Source organism: Actinokineospora cianjurensis, from assembly GCF_003663795.1.
In the GTDB taxonomy this organism is placed as follows: domain Bacteria; phylum Actinomycetota; class Actinomycetes; order Mycobacteriales; family Pseudonocardiaceae; genus Actinokineospora; species Actinokineospora terrae.
Genome location: NZ_RCDD01000001.1, coordinates 2,656,401 through 2,671,862 on the forward strand (window position 1 = coordinate 2,656,401; position 15,462 = coordinate 2,671,862).

Below are 15,462 nucleotides of genomic sequence, written 5' to 3' on the forward strand. Positions count from 1 at the left end.
GGAGCCTGCGGTGGGCGTTGACTTGCGCGTAGCCATGCGGAACTTCGCAACCGGTGTGTGCGTGATGAGCACCAAGGTCGACGGTCCGAACGGTCCGGAGCACGACGCGGTGACCGTCAACTCGCTCACCTCGCTCTCTCTGGACCCGCCGCTGGTGTCGGTCTGCCTGCGCCAGGACTCGGTGTTCCTGGCAGACCTGCTGGTCAGCGGCAGTTGGGCGGTGTCCATTTTGGACATCGGGGCGTCCGACGTCGCCAGGGCGTTCGCCACCAAGCGCGAGCACCGCAGGGCGGCGCTGGCCACGGTGTCGGCGGTGCCCGGTGAGCACACGGGCGCGCTGGTGCTCGACGGGCCGAGCTGGCTGGAGTGCGGCCTGCGGCAGGTCGTCGAGGTCGGCGACCACACGCTGCTCATCGGCGACGTGCTGGCCACCGGCAGCCAGGACCGGCGCCCACCCCTGGTTTTCCTGCACGGCGAGTACCACGCCGTTGGCGCAGGCGGCGCCAACCGGCACGACAGGGAGGTTCGGACCCGATGACCGCATCGGAGACAGCAAGCGCGACATCGGAAACGGCAAACGCGACGTCGCACAACGGCGCCGAGTCGCAGGCAGCCGGTGCGGCGGCGGCACTGGCCGCGGCCGAGGGCATCGTCGGCGCCGACCGGGTGAGCAGGGGCGGACCGGGCGACAACACCGGGCTGTTCCGCCAGCGCGACATCGTCGCCACGGTCCGGCCGAGCACCGCGGACGAGGCCCAGCGCGTCGTGCGGGCGTTCGCCGCCGCCGCGGGTGGGGTGTCGCTGCACGCCTACAGCACCGGGCGCAACTGGGGTCTGGGGTCGCGGGAGTCCGCGACGGACGACGTCGTCGCGCTCGACCTGTCCGGGCTCTCGGCGATCCGCGACATCGATGTCGCCGCGGGCTGGGCGGTCGTCGAGCCCGGTGTCACCCAGGGTCACCTGGCCGGGCTGCTCGCCGACACCGACCGGATGGTCAACGTGACCGTCTCCACCGCGCACTCCAGTGTCCTGGGCAACGCGCTCGACCGCGGTGTCGGCCTGCGCCACCAGCGGGTCGAGGACCTGGTCGGCCTGGAGGTCGTGCTGCCGGACGGCGAGTTGGTGCACGTCGGGTGGTGGCCGGAGGCCGAGCGCAAGACCCCGGTGTACCCGCACACCCTCGGCCCGTCGCTGGTGCAGCTGTTCGTCCAGTCCAACCTGGGCATCGTCACCGGCGCGACCGTCCGGTTGCTGCCGCGGCCCGAGGCGCTGCGCGTGGTGCGGCTCAACCACACCCCCGAGAACCTCGGCCCCGCCACCGCGCTGCTGCGCCGCTGGGTCTCCCAGGGGCTCGCCTCTGGCGTGCCCAAGTTCTACAACCCGACCGCCGCGCGCGGGTACGGCAGCGCTCCCGGTCAGTTCCTCGCGCACGTCCCGGTCGACGGCACCGAGGCGTCGGTGGCCGCGCTGAGCGCCATCATCGCCGACGAGGCCGTCAAGTCCGGTGTGTTCACCGAGGTGTCCACCACCGACGCCACCGACCCCGACGCGCCGCACCACGAGGTCACCAGCCTCGTCGAGCGCTCCTACCTCGGCGACCCGGACGTCTCCGACCGGGTGTTCGAGCAGAAGATGGGCATGCGGGCCGACCAGCTCGACACCGACCTGGGCTTCCTGTTCTTCCTGCCGCTGCTGCCCTTCACCGCCGAGGCCGTGGTCACCGCCGAGCGGCTGCTCGGCCAGGTGCACGCCGAGACCGGGATCCTCGCGGGCGGCACCGGCAACGTCCTCGGCGACGACCTGGTCGACCTCGTGGTCGCCATGAAGTTCGACCGCGCGGACGCCCAAGCGGCGCACCGGGCACTGGACCGGTTGTACGAACTGTTCGCCGAGCAGGGCTTCCTGCCCTACCGACTCGACGTCGACCACCACGAGTGGATCGACCGGGTCGGGGGCCGACCGAGCGCCAGGGCGTTCGCCAGGCGGCTCAAGGACTCCCTCGACCCGACCGGGGTCATCGCGCCCGGTCGCTACCTCTAGGCCAGGAAGGGCACGCAATGACCATTGTCGACACCGTTGAGACCACCGCGCCGCTGACCGCGCAGGACGTCCTGGCCAGGGCCAGGGCCGCGGTGCCCCTGCTGCGCGAGCGGTCGGTGGACATCGAGCGCGAGCGCTGCCTGCCCGCCGACGTGGTGGAGCTGCTGCGCTCGACCGGCGCCTTCCGGGTGGCACTGCCCAAGGACAAGGGCGGCCCCGAGCTCAACCCGATGGAGCAGACCCAGTTCATCGAGACCCTCGCCACCGGCGACATCTCCGCGGCCTGGTGCGCCATGATCGGCATGGACACCCCGCTCTACGCCCGCTTCCTCGGCGAGGAGGTCTCCGCCGAGCTGTTCACCAACGACGACACGGTGACCGCGGGCCTGATCCTGCCGATCGGCCGCGCCGACCGCGTCCCGGGCGGGTTCACGCTCAACGGCCGCTGGGGCTTCGGCAGCGGCATCACCCACGCCGACTACGTCGTGGCCGGTGCCTTCGTCCACACCGACGGCGAGCCGGAGCCCAGCCCCACCGGGCAGCCGATGCACTGGCGCATCCTGATCGCCAAGCGCGACCAGTTCGTCGTGCACGACACCTGGCACACCACCGGTCTGGCGGGCAGCGGCAGCCGCGACTACGAGGCCGTCGACCTGTTCGTCCCCGAGGCGCACTCGTTCAGCTTCGCCACCGCCACGGTCTCCGGCCCCAACTCCACCCCGGACGCCATCCTGCGCAACATGCCCGGCGTCCCGCTCGGCCTGGCCCGCGCCGTGCTCGACTTCGTCCGCGAGCTCGCGGTCACCCGCACCGACCGGATGAGCGGCGTGCCGTGGTCGGAGATCTACCGCATCCAGTACACCATCGCCGAGGCGGAGATGGAGCTCGGCGCGGTCCGCGAGCAGGTCTACGGCTCGCTGCGCACCCAGTGGGAGCTGCTCAACGCGGGCATCGAGCTCACCCCGGACCAGCGGGTCGCCACCGTGCTGGCCCGCACCAACGCCTTCCGGGTCGCCCGCTCGATCGTCATCAAGCTCGCCGACCTGGTGGCCACCGCGTCCATCTACAAGCCGTCCCCGCTCGACCGCTGGCTGCGCGACGCGCAGACCATGCGCCAGCACGTCATCGCCCAGGACCAGGTCCTGCAGTCGGTCGGCGCGCACCTGCTCGGCGGCACGCCCAGCAACCCGTTCAGCCTCGGCATCGTCCAGTAGACACTGTGCAGTAGGCGTCGTCCTTGTGGACATCAGTGCGCAACGCAACGGCCCCGCGATGGTCATCGCGGGGCCGTTGTGCTGCCCGTCCCCGGCGGGAGGACGGCAGACCTCGTTGGTGCTACTGGGCTATCACAGCGGTGTGGTCGGGAACCTGTTCATGTGGCTGGGTTCCGTTGCCTGTATCGGTTCCGGAACGCTTCGCTGTCCACTCCAGCTCCCGTAACACTCCGTTGTCGCGTTACGCGCCGACGATGACCTGCGGGTCGCCGGTGTACCACACGTTGTCGATCGTGACGTGCTTGATGCGCCAGCGCTTCCCGTCGCGCACCAGGGTCGCGGCGTAGAGGTTCTTCAACAGCGCGTGCCTGCTGTGGTCGTCGGCGGGCAGGTGCTGCGCCTCCACGATCGCCGACAGGCTGGCGGTGTCACCGTCCACGCTGACCCGGGTGTTGGTGACGCTGTGCGTGGTGTGCAGCCGCGGGTCGAGCACGATGCCCGCGATCATCTCGATGCCCTCGAACAGCGGCACCTCCAGCCCGCACTTGGTCGCCGCAGGCCGGAAGTCGAACTCGGCGTCCGCGGTGAACGCCGACTCGAACAGCGCCCGGTCGCCCAGGTCGCGGCCGAAGGCGAAGCGGTGCAGGGTGTCGACGATCTCCTGCCGGTCGACCAGTTCCTGCAGCGCGGACGCGGTGTCGGCGGCCAGCGCGGTGTCCGTCGTGACGTACACGGTTCTCCTTCTTCGGTGGGGGTGTGTTGCTGACTGACTGTCCGGTGTGGAGGTCAGATCGCGGCGAGACCGCGCAGTGCGGCCCGCCGCGGCTTGCCGGTGCGGGTCTTGGGGAACTCCCCGTCGGCCAGGTAGACCACCCGGCTCGGGTCGACCCCGTGGCCCTCCCGCACCGCCGAGCGCACGGCACCTTCGTCCGGCGCGCCCTCGACGAACAGCACCAGGCCGTCCGCGCCGACCGCCGCGCCCACGGACCCCTTGCGGGCACCGGGGAGCTCGGACACCGTCGCCTCGATCGCGCTCGCGTGGTGCGACCGCCCGCCGACGCGCAACGCGCCAGCGGTGGTGCCGGTGATGGTGAGCAGTCCGTCGCGCACCAACGCGATGTCACCGGTGTCGAGCCAACCGTCCACGGTGAACGGTGTGCTCCCGATGTCCGCGTAGCCGGGGGTCACCGAGTCGCCGCGGACCTGCATCCGCCCCTCGGTGCCGACCTCGACGACGACGCCGTTGTCGTCGACGACCCGGACGGAGATCCCCGCGTGCGGCCTGCCGACCGGGACCGGGTCGGTCACCGCGGCCGGGTCGACCCGCAGGTCGATCACCCCGGCCGAGGTCTCGGACATGCCCCAGCCCGGCCGCACGGCGTCCGACGGGAGGCCGAACGGCGCCAGGGCCGCGGTGAACCGGCGCAGGGTGGCGGCGCGCACCGGCTCGCCGCCGTTCATCACGTAGTGCAGGCCGGTCAGGTCCCAGGTGCCGGTGCCCGCGCGCTCGGCGATCGCCTCCAGCGCGGACGTGGTACCCCAGGCGACCGTGACACCGAACCGGTCGGCGATGTCGAGCCAGCGCGCCGGGTCCTCGGTGATCCACAGCCGGTGCGCGTGCACCTGCGTGCAGGCCAACTGGGTGTCGCGCAGGTGGAACATCACCAGGCCGCCGACGTGGTCGAGCGGCATGGAGTTGAAGGTGACCTCGTGCTCGTCGAGGCCGTTGTCCTCGATGGTGGCCGCCGACCGGCTCAGTACGTTGCGGTTGGTCAGCGGAACCGACTTCGGCTCCCCCGAACTGCCCGCGGTGCTGGTCAGCAGGACGGCGTCGTCCAGCTCGGTCTGCACCCGGTCCTTGTCCGGCTGGCCCTCGACGAGCTTGGCCACCGGGCCGACCCACCTGGGGCCGCGCGGCAGCGGCTCGTCGGACACCAGCCAGCGGTACTCGGGACCGAGCCCGGTCGGCGCCGCACCCGTGGGCACGGCGACGAAACCCCCGAGCACGCAGGCCCAGAACGCGGTCACCAGGTCGCGGTTGTCCGCCTGGTGCACCACGACCCGCTCGCCGACGCGCACCCCGGCCCGGCGCAGCCCGCCGAGCACCCGGCAGGCGGCGTCGAGCAGGTCGGCGTAGGACAGCCGCGACTCGGTGCCGTCCGCGGCGATGAAGTGGATCGCGGTCCCGATCGAGCGGGCCGCCGCCCTGGTGAGCACCTCGCCGAGGCCGTGCGCGTCCAGTTGCGGGGACGGCCCGCCGTGGATGACCGACAGCTCCGACATGGAACCCCTCCTTCTCCGCAGCAGTGCGGGGCGCGCCGGTCGGCACGCCCCGCACCGCGGTGGGGTACTAAGCGGCGACGCGCTTGCGGCGCAGCGCCGAGACCAAGGTGGCCAGCAGCGTCAACGCCGAGACACCCGTGATCACGTACATGCCGTTGTGGTAGCTGTCAATGGTGTTCGTCGCACCGGCGCCGCCCTGGCCCGCCGCCATGGTGGCGGTGACCACGGCCAGCAGCAGCGCCGCGCCGACCTGGTAGCCGGTCTGCAGCACACCCGCGGCCAGGCCCTGCTCCGAGTCGGCCACACCGCTGGTGGCCTGCACGTACGAGCCGGTGAACGACAGCGGGAAGGCCACGCCGATGAGCAGCATGGTGGGCAGCAGCACCGCGACGTAGCTGGAGTCGGTGTCGATGCGCAGGAAGGAGATGTAGGCCAGCGTGTAGGCGACGAAGCCCGCGAACATCATCCACTTCGGGCCGAACCTGCCGAGCAGGCCACCGGCGCGCGGGGCGATGATGGCGATCAGGACGCCGCAGGGCAGGAAGGCCAGCGCCATCTCCAGCGGCGACCAGCCCCGGGTGTCCTGCAGGTAGAGCGAGCCGATGAACTGGAAGCTCATGTAGGTGCCCAGGATGGCCGCCGCGGTCAGCGCCGCGCCGATCAGGCCGCCGTTGCGCAGGAAGCCGAGTCGGATCAGCGGGTTGGCGGTGTTGCGCTCGATCAGCACGAACGCCACGACCAGCACGATGACGCCCGCGAACTGCAGCAGCGTCTGCGCCGAGACCCAGCCGACCTCGGGGGCGCGCACGATGGTGAAGACCAGCAGCAGCATCGCGCCGGTGACGCTGATGGCGCCGGGGATGTCGTAGTGGCGCTTGCCGGTGGCCGCCTCGTCCTTGCGGACCAGGACGGAGGCACCGATGAGGATGGCCAGCGCGATCGGCACCGGCAGCAGGAAGGTCCAGCGCCAGCCGATCTCGGTGAGCAGACCACCGGCGACCAGGCCGAGCGAGAAGCCGAACGCGCCGCAGGCGGTGTAGATGGCGACGGCCTTGTTGCGCGCGGCGCCCTCGGGGAACTGGGTCAGGATGATCGCCAGACCCGCGGGCGCGGTGAACGCCGCGGCCACACCCATGACGAACCGGGCCGCGATGACCAGGAACCCGTCGGTGGCCAGGCCGCCGATCAGCGAGGCGATGCCGAAGATGGCGACGGCGACCAGGAACACCTTGCGCCGCCCGACCAGGTCGGCCATCCGGCCGCCGAGCAGCAGGAACCCGCCGAAGCCGAGCACGTAGGCGCTGACCACCCACTGCACCGACGAGGTGGACATGCCCAGCTCCTGCTGGATGGGCGGCACCGCGATGCCGACCATGGCGTTGTCCAGCGCGTCGAGGAACATGGCGCTGCACAGCACGATCAGGGTGGCCCAGAGCCTGCCACTCCACTTCTCGCCGTCGGTGGCCTTCGGCTCGGCCACCTCGGACTTCGGGTCCACCACCGGCGGCGGCGTCTCCTGCGGCGTCGCTTCCTGTGACGCGGTCATGGCTTTTCCCCACTCCAGGTTGAACTACAGGGTCTCGGGCGGAAACAATTTTTGAACTTGAGGTACAAAACTCTCGCGCGGTCAGCCGCCCCGATGACCGTGCGGGATGACCGTCAGATCGCCATGATCGCGGCGTCGATCGCGGCGTCGAACCGGGAGCGGTCCACCCTGGCCTTGGCCAGCACCCGCAACCCGATCATCGTGCTCTGCATGAGGCACGCCAACGCCTTGGGGTCCTTCTCGGCCGCGATCTCGCCCGCCTGCTGCGCGGCGATGAACGCCGTGTGCAGCACCGCCTGGGACGAGTCGAACGACCGACCGAGCAGCCGGGCGGCGTGCTCGTCGTGCGGACCGATCTCCACCGCGCTGTTGACCACCAGGCAACCGCACCGGTCCGGGTCGGCCAGGTCGGCGTCGACGAACCCGGTGAGCATCGCCCTGATCCGGTCCCGGATGGTCCCCTCGGTGTCGAGCACGGCCCTGAGCTCGTGCAACGACACCCCCGCGTAGTGCTCCAGGCTGCGCAGGAACAGCTCGTGCTTGCTGCCGAAGGTGTTGTACAGGCTGCCCTTGCCGATCCCGATGCTGTCGGCGAGGTCCTGCGGGGAGGTCTCGGCGTAACCGTTGACCCGAAAGGTCTCGGCGGCCTGCGCCACCGCCCGATCAGGGTCGAATTTCCGGGGTCTCCCCATGGTCGGGAACGGTAGACTGTTTTAGACCTTGAGGTCAAGTATTCGGCGAGGAGAGCGCTCATGACCTACACCTTCAGCGACCGACCCGGGTGGGACGCGATGTTCCGGCAGGGCGAGCTGACGCTGGGGCTGATGTACCCGCTGGAGTCCTACTCCGGTGCCGTCCCCCGGCTCGACGTCGCCGAGCAGGTGGAGCAATCGGTACTGGCCGACCAGCGCGGGTTCGCCGCGCTCTGGGCGCGCGACGTGCCGCTGCTCGACCTGTCCTTCGGTGACGGCGGGCAGCTCCACGACACCTGGGTCTGGCTGACCCACATCGCCGCCAAGACCAGCCGCATCGCGCTGGCCACCGGCTCGACCGTGCTGCCGCTGCGCAACCCGATCGACGTGGCCAAGGCCGCCGCCTCGCTCGACCAGCTCAGCGGCGGTCGGCTGGTCATCGGCGCCGCGACCGGCGACCGCGGCGTGGAGTTCCCGGCCTACGGGCTCAACCGCGACCACAGCGGCCAGTTGTTCCGGGAGTCGGTCACCACCATCCGGCGGCTGTGGGCCGAGGACTTCCCGGACGTCGACTCCGTCTACGGCACCCTGCGCGGCACCGACCTGCTGCCCAAGCCGGTCGGGCGGCGGATCCCGCTGCTGGTCACCGGCAACAGCCGCCAGGACATCGAGTGGATCGCCGAGCACGGCGACGGCTGGCTGATGTACCCGCGCCCGATCGTCCAGCAGCGGATGATCACCACCGCCTGGCAGCAGGCGACGCCGGAGTGGAAGCCGTTCGCCCAGTCGCTCTACATCGACCTGGAGGAGGACGCCAACGGCGTGCCCAAGCCCATCCACCTGGGCTTCCGCTCCGGCTGGCGCGCGCTGGTCGACCACCTGGGCCAACTGCACGACATCGGCGTCAACCACGTCGCGATCAACCTGAAGTACGGCCGCAGGCCAGCGCCGGAGGTGTTGCAGGAGATCGCGGAGAACGTCCTGCCGCACTTCCCGACCGTTTTCCCGGAGGCAGCGAAGGTCCACTGAGGGTCCCCGCCGGGTCGGGGGAGCGGGGTTCCCCGACCCGGTTCGGCATTCGCCGGACGTGGCGGCCGTCACTGTCCGCGAATGCGAACGACTGTGCACCGCGGGCCAATTCCCGCCATTTCCGCACGTCACGAAACAAAGGGCGGGCGGTTTCAGCAGGGCGCGAGCGGATTTCGTGAACCAGTGAAATCAAGTACGCCCAGCAGGTCCTGTTCGCGGTGCCCGCGCGCGATGACCTGCACCCCGACCGGACACCCATCGGCGGCGAACCCGACCGGCACACTCGCGGCGGGGTGCCCGGTCAGGTTGAACAGCCAGGTGAGCGCCGTGCTCATCCGCCCCCCGGGGCCCCCGTGCCCATGCGGCCCACCCGGCGTCGTCGGCGTGAGGATGAGGTCGACCCGCTCGAACACCTCCGCCAACCGCCGCCGGTTCTCCGCCAGGTCCACGGCCTCGCCCGCCCGGTACGCGAACCACGCCTCCCGCGGATCGAGCAACTCCACCGACACCTCCACCAGCGGCACCCCCACCGCCGCCCTCGCAACCGCCGCCTGCCCATCCTCGGTATCAGCAAACCCCAGATCCGCCGACCACGCCGCCGTCAGCCCACCAGCGTCGGTGCGTGTCATCCGGTCGCGTAGGGGTAGTCGACGGCGTAGTAGCAGTTCGAGGCTGGTTCGGATGTCTGTTGACCACGCGCCGAGGATGCCGGGGGTGACCAGGGTGTCTGAGGTGATCTTCACGCCGGTCACGCCGCACCACGCTGCTGGGATTCGCACCGATCCCGCGCCGTCCGCGCCCGTGGCCAGTGGGACGACCCCGGCCGCCACTGCCGCGCCCGAGCCCGCGGAGGAGCCGCCCGGTGTCCGGTCCGCCCGCCACGGGTTGCGGGTCAGGCCCCTGTCCGTGCGCCCCCAGGTCCGCCACGGCGTGCCCGGGCCTGGGACGCTCGTGGTTCCCAGTACCACGCATCCTGCTGCTACCAAGGCTTTCCCCACTCGGCGCTCGCCGAGCTTCACCCCGATCGGTACTCCGGCGAGCGGCAGCACCTCCCCGTCCCGCAGTCGCCGGTCGACCTCCCGCGCCGCCGCGATGACCTCGTCCGGCGCCACCCGCTGGAACGCGTTGAGCCGTCCGTCGACCTCCCGCCACCGCCCCAGCGCCATCCGCGCCACCTCGACCGCCGACACCTGGCCGGTGGTGACCAGCCGGGCGATGTCGGTGCCCGAGGTGGCCAGGTAGTCGGCGATCACCGGGGCTCCTCCGTCGCGTGTGGATCGACTCACTGTCCACACGCGACTGAACGGGTCAGGCTCCCGCGGTGGGCAGTGCGCGGACGGTGCTCGTCCGGCGGCTGAAGCCTAGCTCGGACTCGGCCTCCACCAGCAGTTCCCGCACCTCCCGCAACCGGCCCGCCACCGAGTCGCGGTGGCGGTGCAACGCGCGGACCTGTGCTTCCGCGCTGGAAACCACCCGCAGTGCCTGCTCCTCGGCCCGCTCTCGCGCGCGGGCCAGCTCCGTGGTCTGCTCGGCCCGCCGCGCGGACATGGCCAGGTCGAAGTCGGCCATCACCCTGCCGCGCAGGCTCTCGGCTTCCTCGTCGAGCTCCTGCCGTCGGCGTTCGGCCGCCGCGGACTGGGCGGTGATCAGCGTGTGCGTACGGGCCGTCAGCGCGGTGTGCTCGGCTTCGGCGACCCGGTTGAGGCGTTCGTGGCGGTCGCGGGCCGCGGTCTCCATCGCGCGGACCGTCGACCAGCTCCGCGCGGCGACGGCCCGTGCTCGCGCCAGCAGTTCCTCGGCCTCCGCCTGGGCCAGCTGGATGACCCGCCGCGCCCGGTCCTCCGCCCCCGCCAGGTCGACCGGCGCCCGGCAGATCCGATCGATCCGTTGCCGCAGCACCAGGTTCTCGCGCCTGACCCGCTCCAGCTCGTCCGCGACCCGTTGCGCCTTCTGCAATGCCGCGTCCCGGTCCTCGCTCACGTATCGCAGATCCTCTTCCGCGCAACGGATGTACTCGCGCACCTGCCGCTTGCGGTATCCGCGCCAGGCGAGGTCGAAGCCGGTGGACAGCGGCACTATCTCGGACATCGGGAGCCTTCCTCAGAGCAGGATGAGCAGGACGAAGAACAGGCACACCACCACGTTGACCAGCCACGTGTGGCTGGTCAGCCACTCCCGCACCCGCGGCATCGCCCGCCGGGCCCGGTCGCCGAAAGCCAGGTAGGCCAGCAGGGGCAGCGCGGCGATGACCGTGGTCGCCAGCACGAACGGCCACGCGGCCAGCGCGGGCGACCCGGTGCGGGCCAGGTCGGTGCCGACGGTGAGCAGGACGACCGCGTCGGACGGGAAGAGGGTGATCAGCAGGGCCGCGGTGAGGAACGCCCTGGCCGCGCCCGCCGCCATCATGCCGGTCAGCCACCTCGGCGGCTCGACGCTGTCGCGCTGCACGAGGTTCCACAGCGCCAGGCCGAGCAGGATCGCCACCAGCGTGATCTCGATGCCCAGCCCCATCGGCTCGACGTCGACCAGGACGCGCCCCGCCAGCCACGACGTCACCACGACGCCCGCGCTCGCCCCGACCGCCACGCCACCGATGAACGCCAAGGACAGGGCGACCGGCCGCCGCGCGGTGACGAACACGAGCGCCGACAGGATCTGCGGCCCCGCCATCATGGTGATCGCCAACGGCAGGATCGCCGTACTACCGGACACGTCCACCTCCTGCCACCAGGGAGCGGGGACCGGTCGACAGGTCCCCGCCCCGGTGCCCGCGCGCGGCGCGGACCGTCGTGGTCATCACGCGAACGCGGCGCGCAGCGCGGTCTCCTGGTCCTCGCTCAGGTTCGTGTGCACCAACTCGGCCTGGTCACCGGGGAACGCGGCGCGGACGCGGTCGACGACGACGTCCTCGGTGAGCAGGAACAGCGCGGAGGTCCCCGGGGTGACGGTGGCCCGCACCTGCCCGATGAACGCGTCGTCGATGCCGATGTCGGTGAACTTGCCGCCGAGCGCGCCCGCCGCGGCGCCGACCGCGATGCCCAGGATCGGCATGAAGAACAGGATCCCGAACAGCAGCCCCCAGAACGACCCGGTCAGCGCGCCCGATCCGGCGAGGCCGTGCAGCTGCTTGGTCTTCGGCTTGTTCGCGTCCTCCGGCCAGGTCACCACCGCCGCGTCGACGAGGGTGACCGTGCCCTCCCGTTGCAGTTCCGCCAAAGTCTCCTGCGCCCGCGCCGCTCCTTCTGCCGTGCCGAACTTCCATACCGTCAAGGTCGCTGACATGCGGTGTTCCCTCCTCCTCGGCCCTGCGCCGTCGACACCCAGTCTCGCCGCGCCGCCGGTGCCCGCGCATCGCATCCGGCAGGTGAGGTCCGCGGGGCAACGCCGAAGATCACTTCGGCGTCGTACCGGTGCGCGGCGAGCAGCGCCGCCCGAGCTTGGGGGAGATGTCCTATGCCACAACGACCTCGACGGCACCGGACCGGGGTGGTCGCCGCCGCCCTCGTCGCGGCGGCCACGATCGCGGTGGGGCCGGTCAGCGACGCCAGGGCCCAACCAGCCCCGGATGCGGGATCGACCACCGGAGCGCAGGGCCAGGTGACCCTGGTGACCGGCGACCGCGTCACGGTCGTGGGCAAGCGCGCCATCGTCCGACCCGGTTCCGGGCGCGGGCACGTGCGGTTCGTGCAGCGCCTCGACGAGCGGGGCGACCTGCACGTGTTCCCGTCCGACGTGCTCGCGGACCTCGGCGCGGGCAGGCTCGACCGGCGGCTGTTCGACGTCACCGCCCTGATCCGGGACGGGTTCGACGACCGGTCGACCTCGACCACCCCGCTGATCGCCACCTACGACGCGAACACCACCGCGCCGAAGATCGCCGCCACCGAGCAGCGCGCGCTGCCCAGCATCGGCGGCGCTTCCTTCGCCCTGCCCAAGGGAACCCCGCTGGTGGGCACCCGGGCCGCGGGCTTCACCAAGGTGTGGCTCGACGGCCGCGTCACCGCGTCGCTGGACCGCAGCGTGCCGCAGATCGGCGCCCCGGAGGCGTGGAAGGCCGGGTTGACCGGCAAGGGCGTCACCGTCGCCGTGCTCGACACCGGCGTCGACGAGACCCACCCGGACCTGGCGGGCGCCGTCACCCGGTCGCGCAACTTCAGCGACTCGCCCGACACCGACGACCGGGTCGGCCACGGCACGCACGTCGCGGCCACCGTCACCGGGTCCGGCCGCTACCAGGGCGTCGCGCCGGACAGCACCCTGCTCAACGGCAAGGTCCTGGGCGACGAGGGCGGCGGCTACGAGTCCGACGTCATCGCGGGCATGGAGTGGGCGGCCGCCGAGGGCGCGGACGTGGTCAACCTCAGCCTGGGCAGTTCCAGCCCGTCCGCCGGTGACGACCCGGCCTCGCTGGCGGTCAACCGGCTCACCGCCGAGACCGGCACGCTGTTCGTCATCGCCGCGGGCAACACCGCGGGCCAGGTCGGTTCACCCGCCGCCGCCGACGCCGCGTTGACCGTCGGCGCTGTCGACCGCGACGAGTCGCTCGCGCCGTTCTCCTCCCGCGGCCCGCGGGCAGGCGACGGGGCGATCAAGCCCGACATCACCGCGCCCGGCGTCGGCATCGTCGCCGCCCGCGCCGTCCACGGCCAGATCGGCGACCCGGTGGGCGACAAGCACGTCGCGCTGTCCGGCACCTCCATGGCCACCCCGCACGTCGCGGGCGCCGCGGCCCTGCTGGCCGGGCAGCACCCGGACTGGAAGGCCGACCGGCTCAAGGCCACCCTCGTCGGCACCGCCAAGCCCAACCCGGCGCTGACCCCGTTCGAGCAGGGCGGCGGCCGCGTGGACGTGGTTCGCGCGACCACCCAGCAGCTCACCGCGGAGGTCGGGTCGCTGAGCCTCGGCATCGCCCGCTGGCCGCACAACGACGACCCGGTCATCACCCGGACTCTTACCTACCGCAACGCGGGTACGAACCCGGCCACTCTCGCTGTCACCGCTGACATCCGCGGTCCTGGAGCAGCTCCTGGCTTGCTGACCGTGTCGCCGTCCCAGGTTGTCGTACCTGCGGGTGGCACGGCGTCGGTGACGGTCACCGCTGACACCCGGGTCGCCGGTCCTGACGGCGTCTACTCGGGCGCTGTTGTCGCCACCAGCGGCTCTAGCGTCGTCCGCACGCCGTTCGCGGTGGACAAGGAGGTCGAGAGCTACGACGTCACCGTCGAGTTCAAGAACCGGTCCACCGACCCGGCAGGCTACTTCTACCGGTTCGTCAACCTCGACCAGCCGCGGGGGTACGGCAGCTTCGACAGCCCGGCCAAGTCCGTCGTCCGGCTGCCCAAGGGCGTCTACTTCTTCGACGGCGACTCGTTCGGGCCGAACGACGTGGTGGTCGCGTACGAGCCCAGGGTCGAGATCACCAAGGACACGCACCTGGTGGTCGATGGCAAGAAGGGCACCGAACTCGCGGTCACCACCGACCGCCAGGACGCGCGGATCGGCAGCGGTCAGACGCTCTTCGAGGTGGACACAGCGTACTCGACAACCGGCAGCGGCATCATCACCTCGACCTTCGACTCGTTCTACTTCATCCCCTCGACCACGGTGGCGAAGAAGGGGGCCGCGCGGTTCACCGTGCAGGCCAGGCTCGCGAAGCCGGACGCCGAGGGAGGGTTCGCCGGAAGCCCTTACCAGTACTCCGTCGGTACGACCTACCCCGACCGTGTCCCCAACAACCTCAAGCGGCACTACCGCGACCGCGACCTGGTCAGCGTGCGCGGCGAGGCGGCGGCTCAGGGCAAGGGCGGCTTCGGCACGTTCAACGGTGTTGCGCGGCTTCCGCTGCCCGCCAAGCTCGACCAGCTCTACAGCCCGGGTATCGAGTGGTACGAGTCGTTCTCCCAAGGGCCTTCCGATTGGGAGGCGCAGGCAGTCCAGGCAGTCGACCGGCCGGTGGTCTACCAGGCAGGTAGGCCCACCGTCCAGAAGTGGAACTCGGGCGTGTTCGGCGCCGCGCTACCCGACTCCGACTACACCGGTGTCTTCCGCGAAGGCGACGAGATCGGTGTCCGCATCCCGCTCTACTCCGACCAAGACCCCACCCACTCCGGCTACTCCACCACGGCGGCGTCGAAGACCGAGCTGTTCCGCGGCACCGAACTGGTGGCCAGGTCCGACTACGGCGGCGACCTCCGGGCCGTCCTGCCGCCGGAGCGAGCCGCGTACCGCCTGCGCGCCGAGGGCACCCGCGAGGCCCCGTTCGACCTGACCACCAAGCAGACCGTCGAGTGGACGTTCACCACCGAACACGCCCCCGGCGACTCGGCGGCCCGCGTCAAGCTCCCCGTGGTCCGGTTCGCCCCGTCGCTGGACGACCACAACCAGGCCAAGTCAGGCCGCCTCTTCGTACTTCCCATCTACACCCAGCGCTCCGGTGACGCTGGCGTCTCCACCCCGACCCTCAAGATCTCCTACGACGACGGCGCCACCTGGCTCCCGGCCCCCGTCATCGCCAACGGGGCCAACCCGTTCGCGCTCCTCTACCACCCGGCATCAGCGAAGTACGTCTCACTCAAGACCACCGCCAAGGCAACGGATGGCGCCACGGTCGACCAGACCATCATCCGCGCCTACGGGCTGAAGTAGCTCTCTAGCTCTG

Annotated in this window: 13 protein-coding genes; 5 read left to right on the top strand and 8 right to left on the bottom strand. The window is 71.3% G+C overall.

What is annotated here, in order from left to right; genetic code table 11:
• Positions 1-34: 34 nt before the first annotated feature.
• The 3 genes from CLV68_RS11880 to CLV68_RS11890 are packed head-to-tail and all read left to right on the top strand — an operon-like array spanning position 35 to position 3,254.
• On the top strand, positions 35-538 hold the full coding sequence (locus tag CLV68_RS11880; protein ID WP_211346469.1) for a flavin reductase family protein: 504 nt from the start codon (positions 35-37) through the stop codon (positions 536-538).
• Positions 535-2,040, top strand: a complete 1,506-nt coding sequence (locus CLV68_RS34680) for an FAD-binding oxidoreductase (protein WP_211346470.1) — start codon at positions 535-537, stop codon at positions 2,038-2,040. The genes CLV68_RS11880 and CLV68_RS34680 overlap by 4 nt, the downstream gene beginning before the upstream one ends.
• A 17-nt stretch (positions 2,041-2,057) precedes the next feature.
• Complete coding sequence (locus CLV68_RS11890; RefSeq protein ID WP_121390406.1) at positions 2,058-3,254, top strand: acyl-CoA dehydrogenase family protein; 1,197 nt, start codon at positions 2,058-2,060, stop codon at positions 3,252-3,254.
• A gap of 241 nt (positions 3,255-3,495) precedes the next feature.
• On the opposite strand, the gene CLV68_RS11895 is transcribed toward CLV68_RS11890, so the two are convergent.
• The 4 genes from CLV68_RS11895 to CLV68_RS11910 all read right to left on the bottom strand — a co-directional run bounded on the left by CLV68_RS11895 (position 3,496) and on the right by CLV68_RS11910 (position 7,775).
• Positions 3,496-3,987 (bottom strand): nuclear transport factor 2 family protein, encoded by a 492-nt coding sequence (locus CLV68_RS11895; protein WP_121390407.1) that lies wholly within the window; start codon positions 3,985-3,987, stop codon positions 3,496-3,498.
• A 53-nt stretch (positions 3,988-4,040) separates the two neighbouring features.
• Positions 4,041-5,537: an AMP-binding protein gene (locus CLV68_RS11900; protein WP_121390408.1), complete on the bottom strand. Its 1,497-nt coding sequence runs from the start codon at positions 5,535-5,537 to the stop codon at positions 4,041-4,043.
• Positions 5,538-5,604: 67 nt separating this feature from the next.
• A complete protein-coding gene (locus tag CLV68_RS11905; RefSeq protein ID WP_121390409.1) occupies positions 5,605-7,083 on the bottom strand; it encodes an MFS transporter in 1,479 nt (492 codons plus the stop codon).
• A gap of 113 nt (positions 7,084-7,196) precedes the next feature.
• A complete protein-coding gene (locus CLV68_RS11910) occupies positions 7,197-7,775 on the bottom strand; it encodes a TetR/AcrR family transcriptional regulator (protein ID WP_092782904.1) in 579 nt (192 codons plus the stop codon).
• A gap of 60 nt (positions 7,776-7,835) precedes the next feature.
• Here CLV68_RS11910 and CLV68_RS11915 point away from each other — a divergent pair, with 60 nt between their 5' ends.
• Positions 7,836-8,804 carry an LLM class oxidoreductase gene (locus tag CLV68_RS11915; protein WP_211346471.1) on the top strand — a complete coding sequence of 323 codons (969 nt, stop codon included), beginning with the start codon at positions 7,836-7,838 and terminating at the stop codon, positions 8,802-8,804.
• A 152-nt stretch (positions 8,805-8,956) separates the two neighbouring features.
• Here CLV68_RS11915 and CLV68_RS11920 read toward each other — a convergent pair whose 3' ends face one another.
• The 4 genes from CLV68_RS11920 to CLV68_RS11935 form a co-directional block, all read right to left on the bottom strand.
• Positions 8,957-10,057: an amidase family protein gene (locus CLV68_RS11920; protein ID WP_211346472.1), complete on the bottom strand. Its 1,101-nt coding sequence runs from the start codon at positions 10,055-10,057 to the stop codon at positions 8,957-8,959.
• A gap of 55 nt (positions 10,058-10,112) precedes the next feature.
• Positions 10,113-10,892 carry a coiled-coil domain-containing protein gene (locus CLV68_RS11925; RefSeq protein ID WP_121390410.1) on the bottom strand — a complete coding sequence of 260 codons (780 nt, stop codon included), beginning with the start codon at positions 10,890-10,892 and terminating at the stop codon, positions 10,113-10,115.
• Positions 10,893-10,904: 12 nt separating this feature from the next.
• On the bottom strand, positions 10,905-11,516 hold the full coding sequence (locus tag CLV68_RS11930) for a GAP family protein (protein WP_246009772.1): 612 nt from the start codon (positions 11,514-11,516) through the stop codon (positions 10,905-10,907).
• A gap of 84 nt (positions 11,517-11,600) precedes the next feature.
• The gene (locus CLV68_RS11935) at positions 11,601-12,086 is read right to left on the bottom strand and encodes a DUF1269 domain-containing protein (RefSeq protein WP_121390411.1); all 486 of its coding nucleotides are present in this window, start codon (positions 12,084-12,086) and stop codon (positions 11,601-11,603) included.
• 171 nt (positions 12,087-12,257) lie between these two features.
• On the opposite strand from CLV68_RS11935, the gene CLV68_RS11940 reads away from it, so the two are divergent.
• Entirely contained in the window at positions 12,258-15,449 is a 3,192-nt protein-coding gene (locus CLV68_RS11940; RefSeq protein WP_121390412.1) for a S8 family serine peptidase, read from the top strand.
• The last annotated feature ends 13 nt before the right edge of the window (positions 15,450-15,462 follow it).

Bases quoted from the DNA above. Each gene is read 5' to 3' on its own strand.
- CLV68_RS11880 (WP_211346469.1), top strand. From the start codon at position 35: ATGCGGAACTTCGCAACCGGTGTGTGCGTGATGAGCACCAAGGTCGAC.
- CLV68_RS34680 (WP_211346470.1), top strand. From the start codon at position 535: ATGACCGCATCGGAGACAGCAAGCGCGACATCGGAAACGGCAAACGCG.
- CLV68_RS11890 (WP_121390406.1), top strand. From the start codon at position 2,058: ATGACCATTGTCGACACCGTTGAGACCACCGCGCCGCTGACCGCGCAG.
- CLV68_RS11900 (WP_121390408.1), bottom strand. From the start codon at position 5,537: ATGTCGGAGCTGTCGGTCATCCACGGCGGGCCGTCCCCGCAACTGGAC.
- CLV68_RS11905 (WP_121390409.1), bottom strand. From the start codon at position 7,083: ATGACCGCGTCACAGGAAGCGACGCCGCAGGAGACGCCGCCGCCGGTG.
- CLV68_RS11910 (WP_092782904.1), bottom strand. From the start codon at position 7,775: ATGGGGAGACCCCGGAAATTCGACCCTGATCGGGCGGTGGCGCAGGCC.
- CLV68_RS11915 (WP_211346471.1), top strand. From the start codon at position 7,836: ATGACCTACACCTTCAGCGACCGACCCGGGTGGGACGCGATGTTCCGG.
- CLV68_RS11925 (WP_121390410.1), bottom strand. From the start codon at position 10,892: ATGTCCGAGATAGTGCCGCTGTCCACCGGCTTCGACCTCGCCTGGCGC.
- CLV68_RS11935 (WP_121390411.1), bottom strand. From the start codon at position 12,086: ATGTCAGCGACCTTGACGGTATGGAAGTTCGGCACGGCAGAAGGAGCG.
- CLV68_RS11940 (WP_121390412.1), top strand. From the start codon at position 12,258: ATGCCACAACGACCTCGACGGCACCGGACCGGGGTGGTCGCCGCCGCC.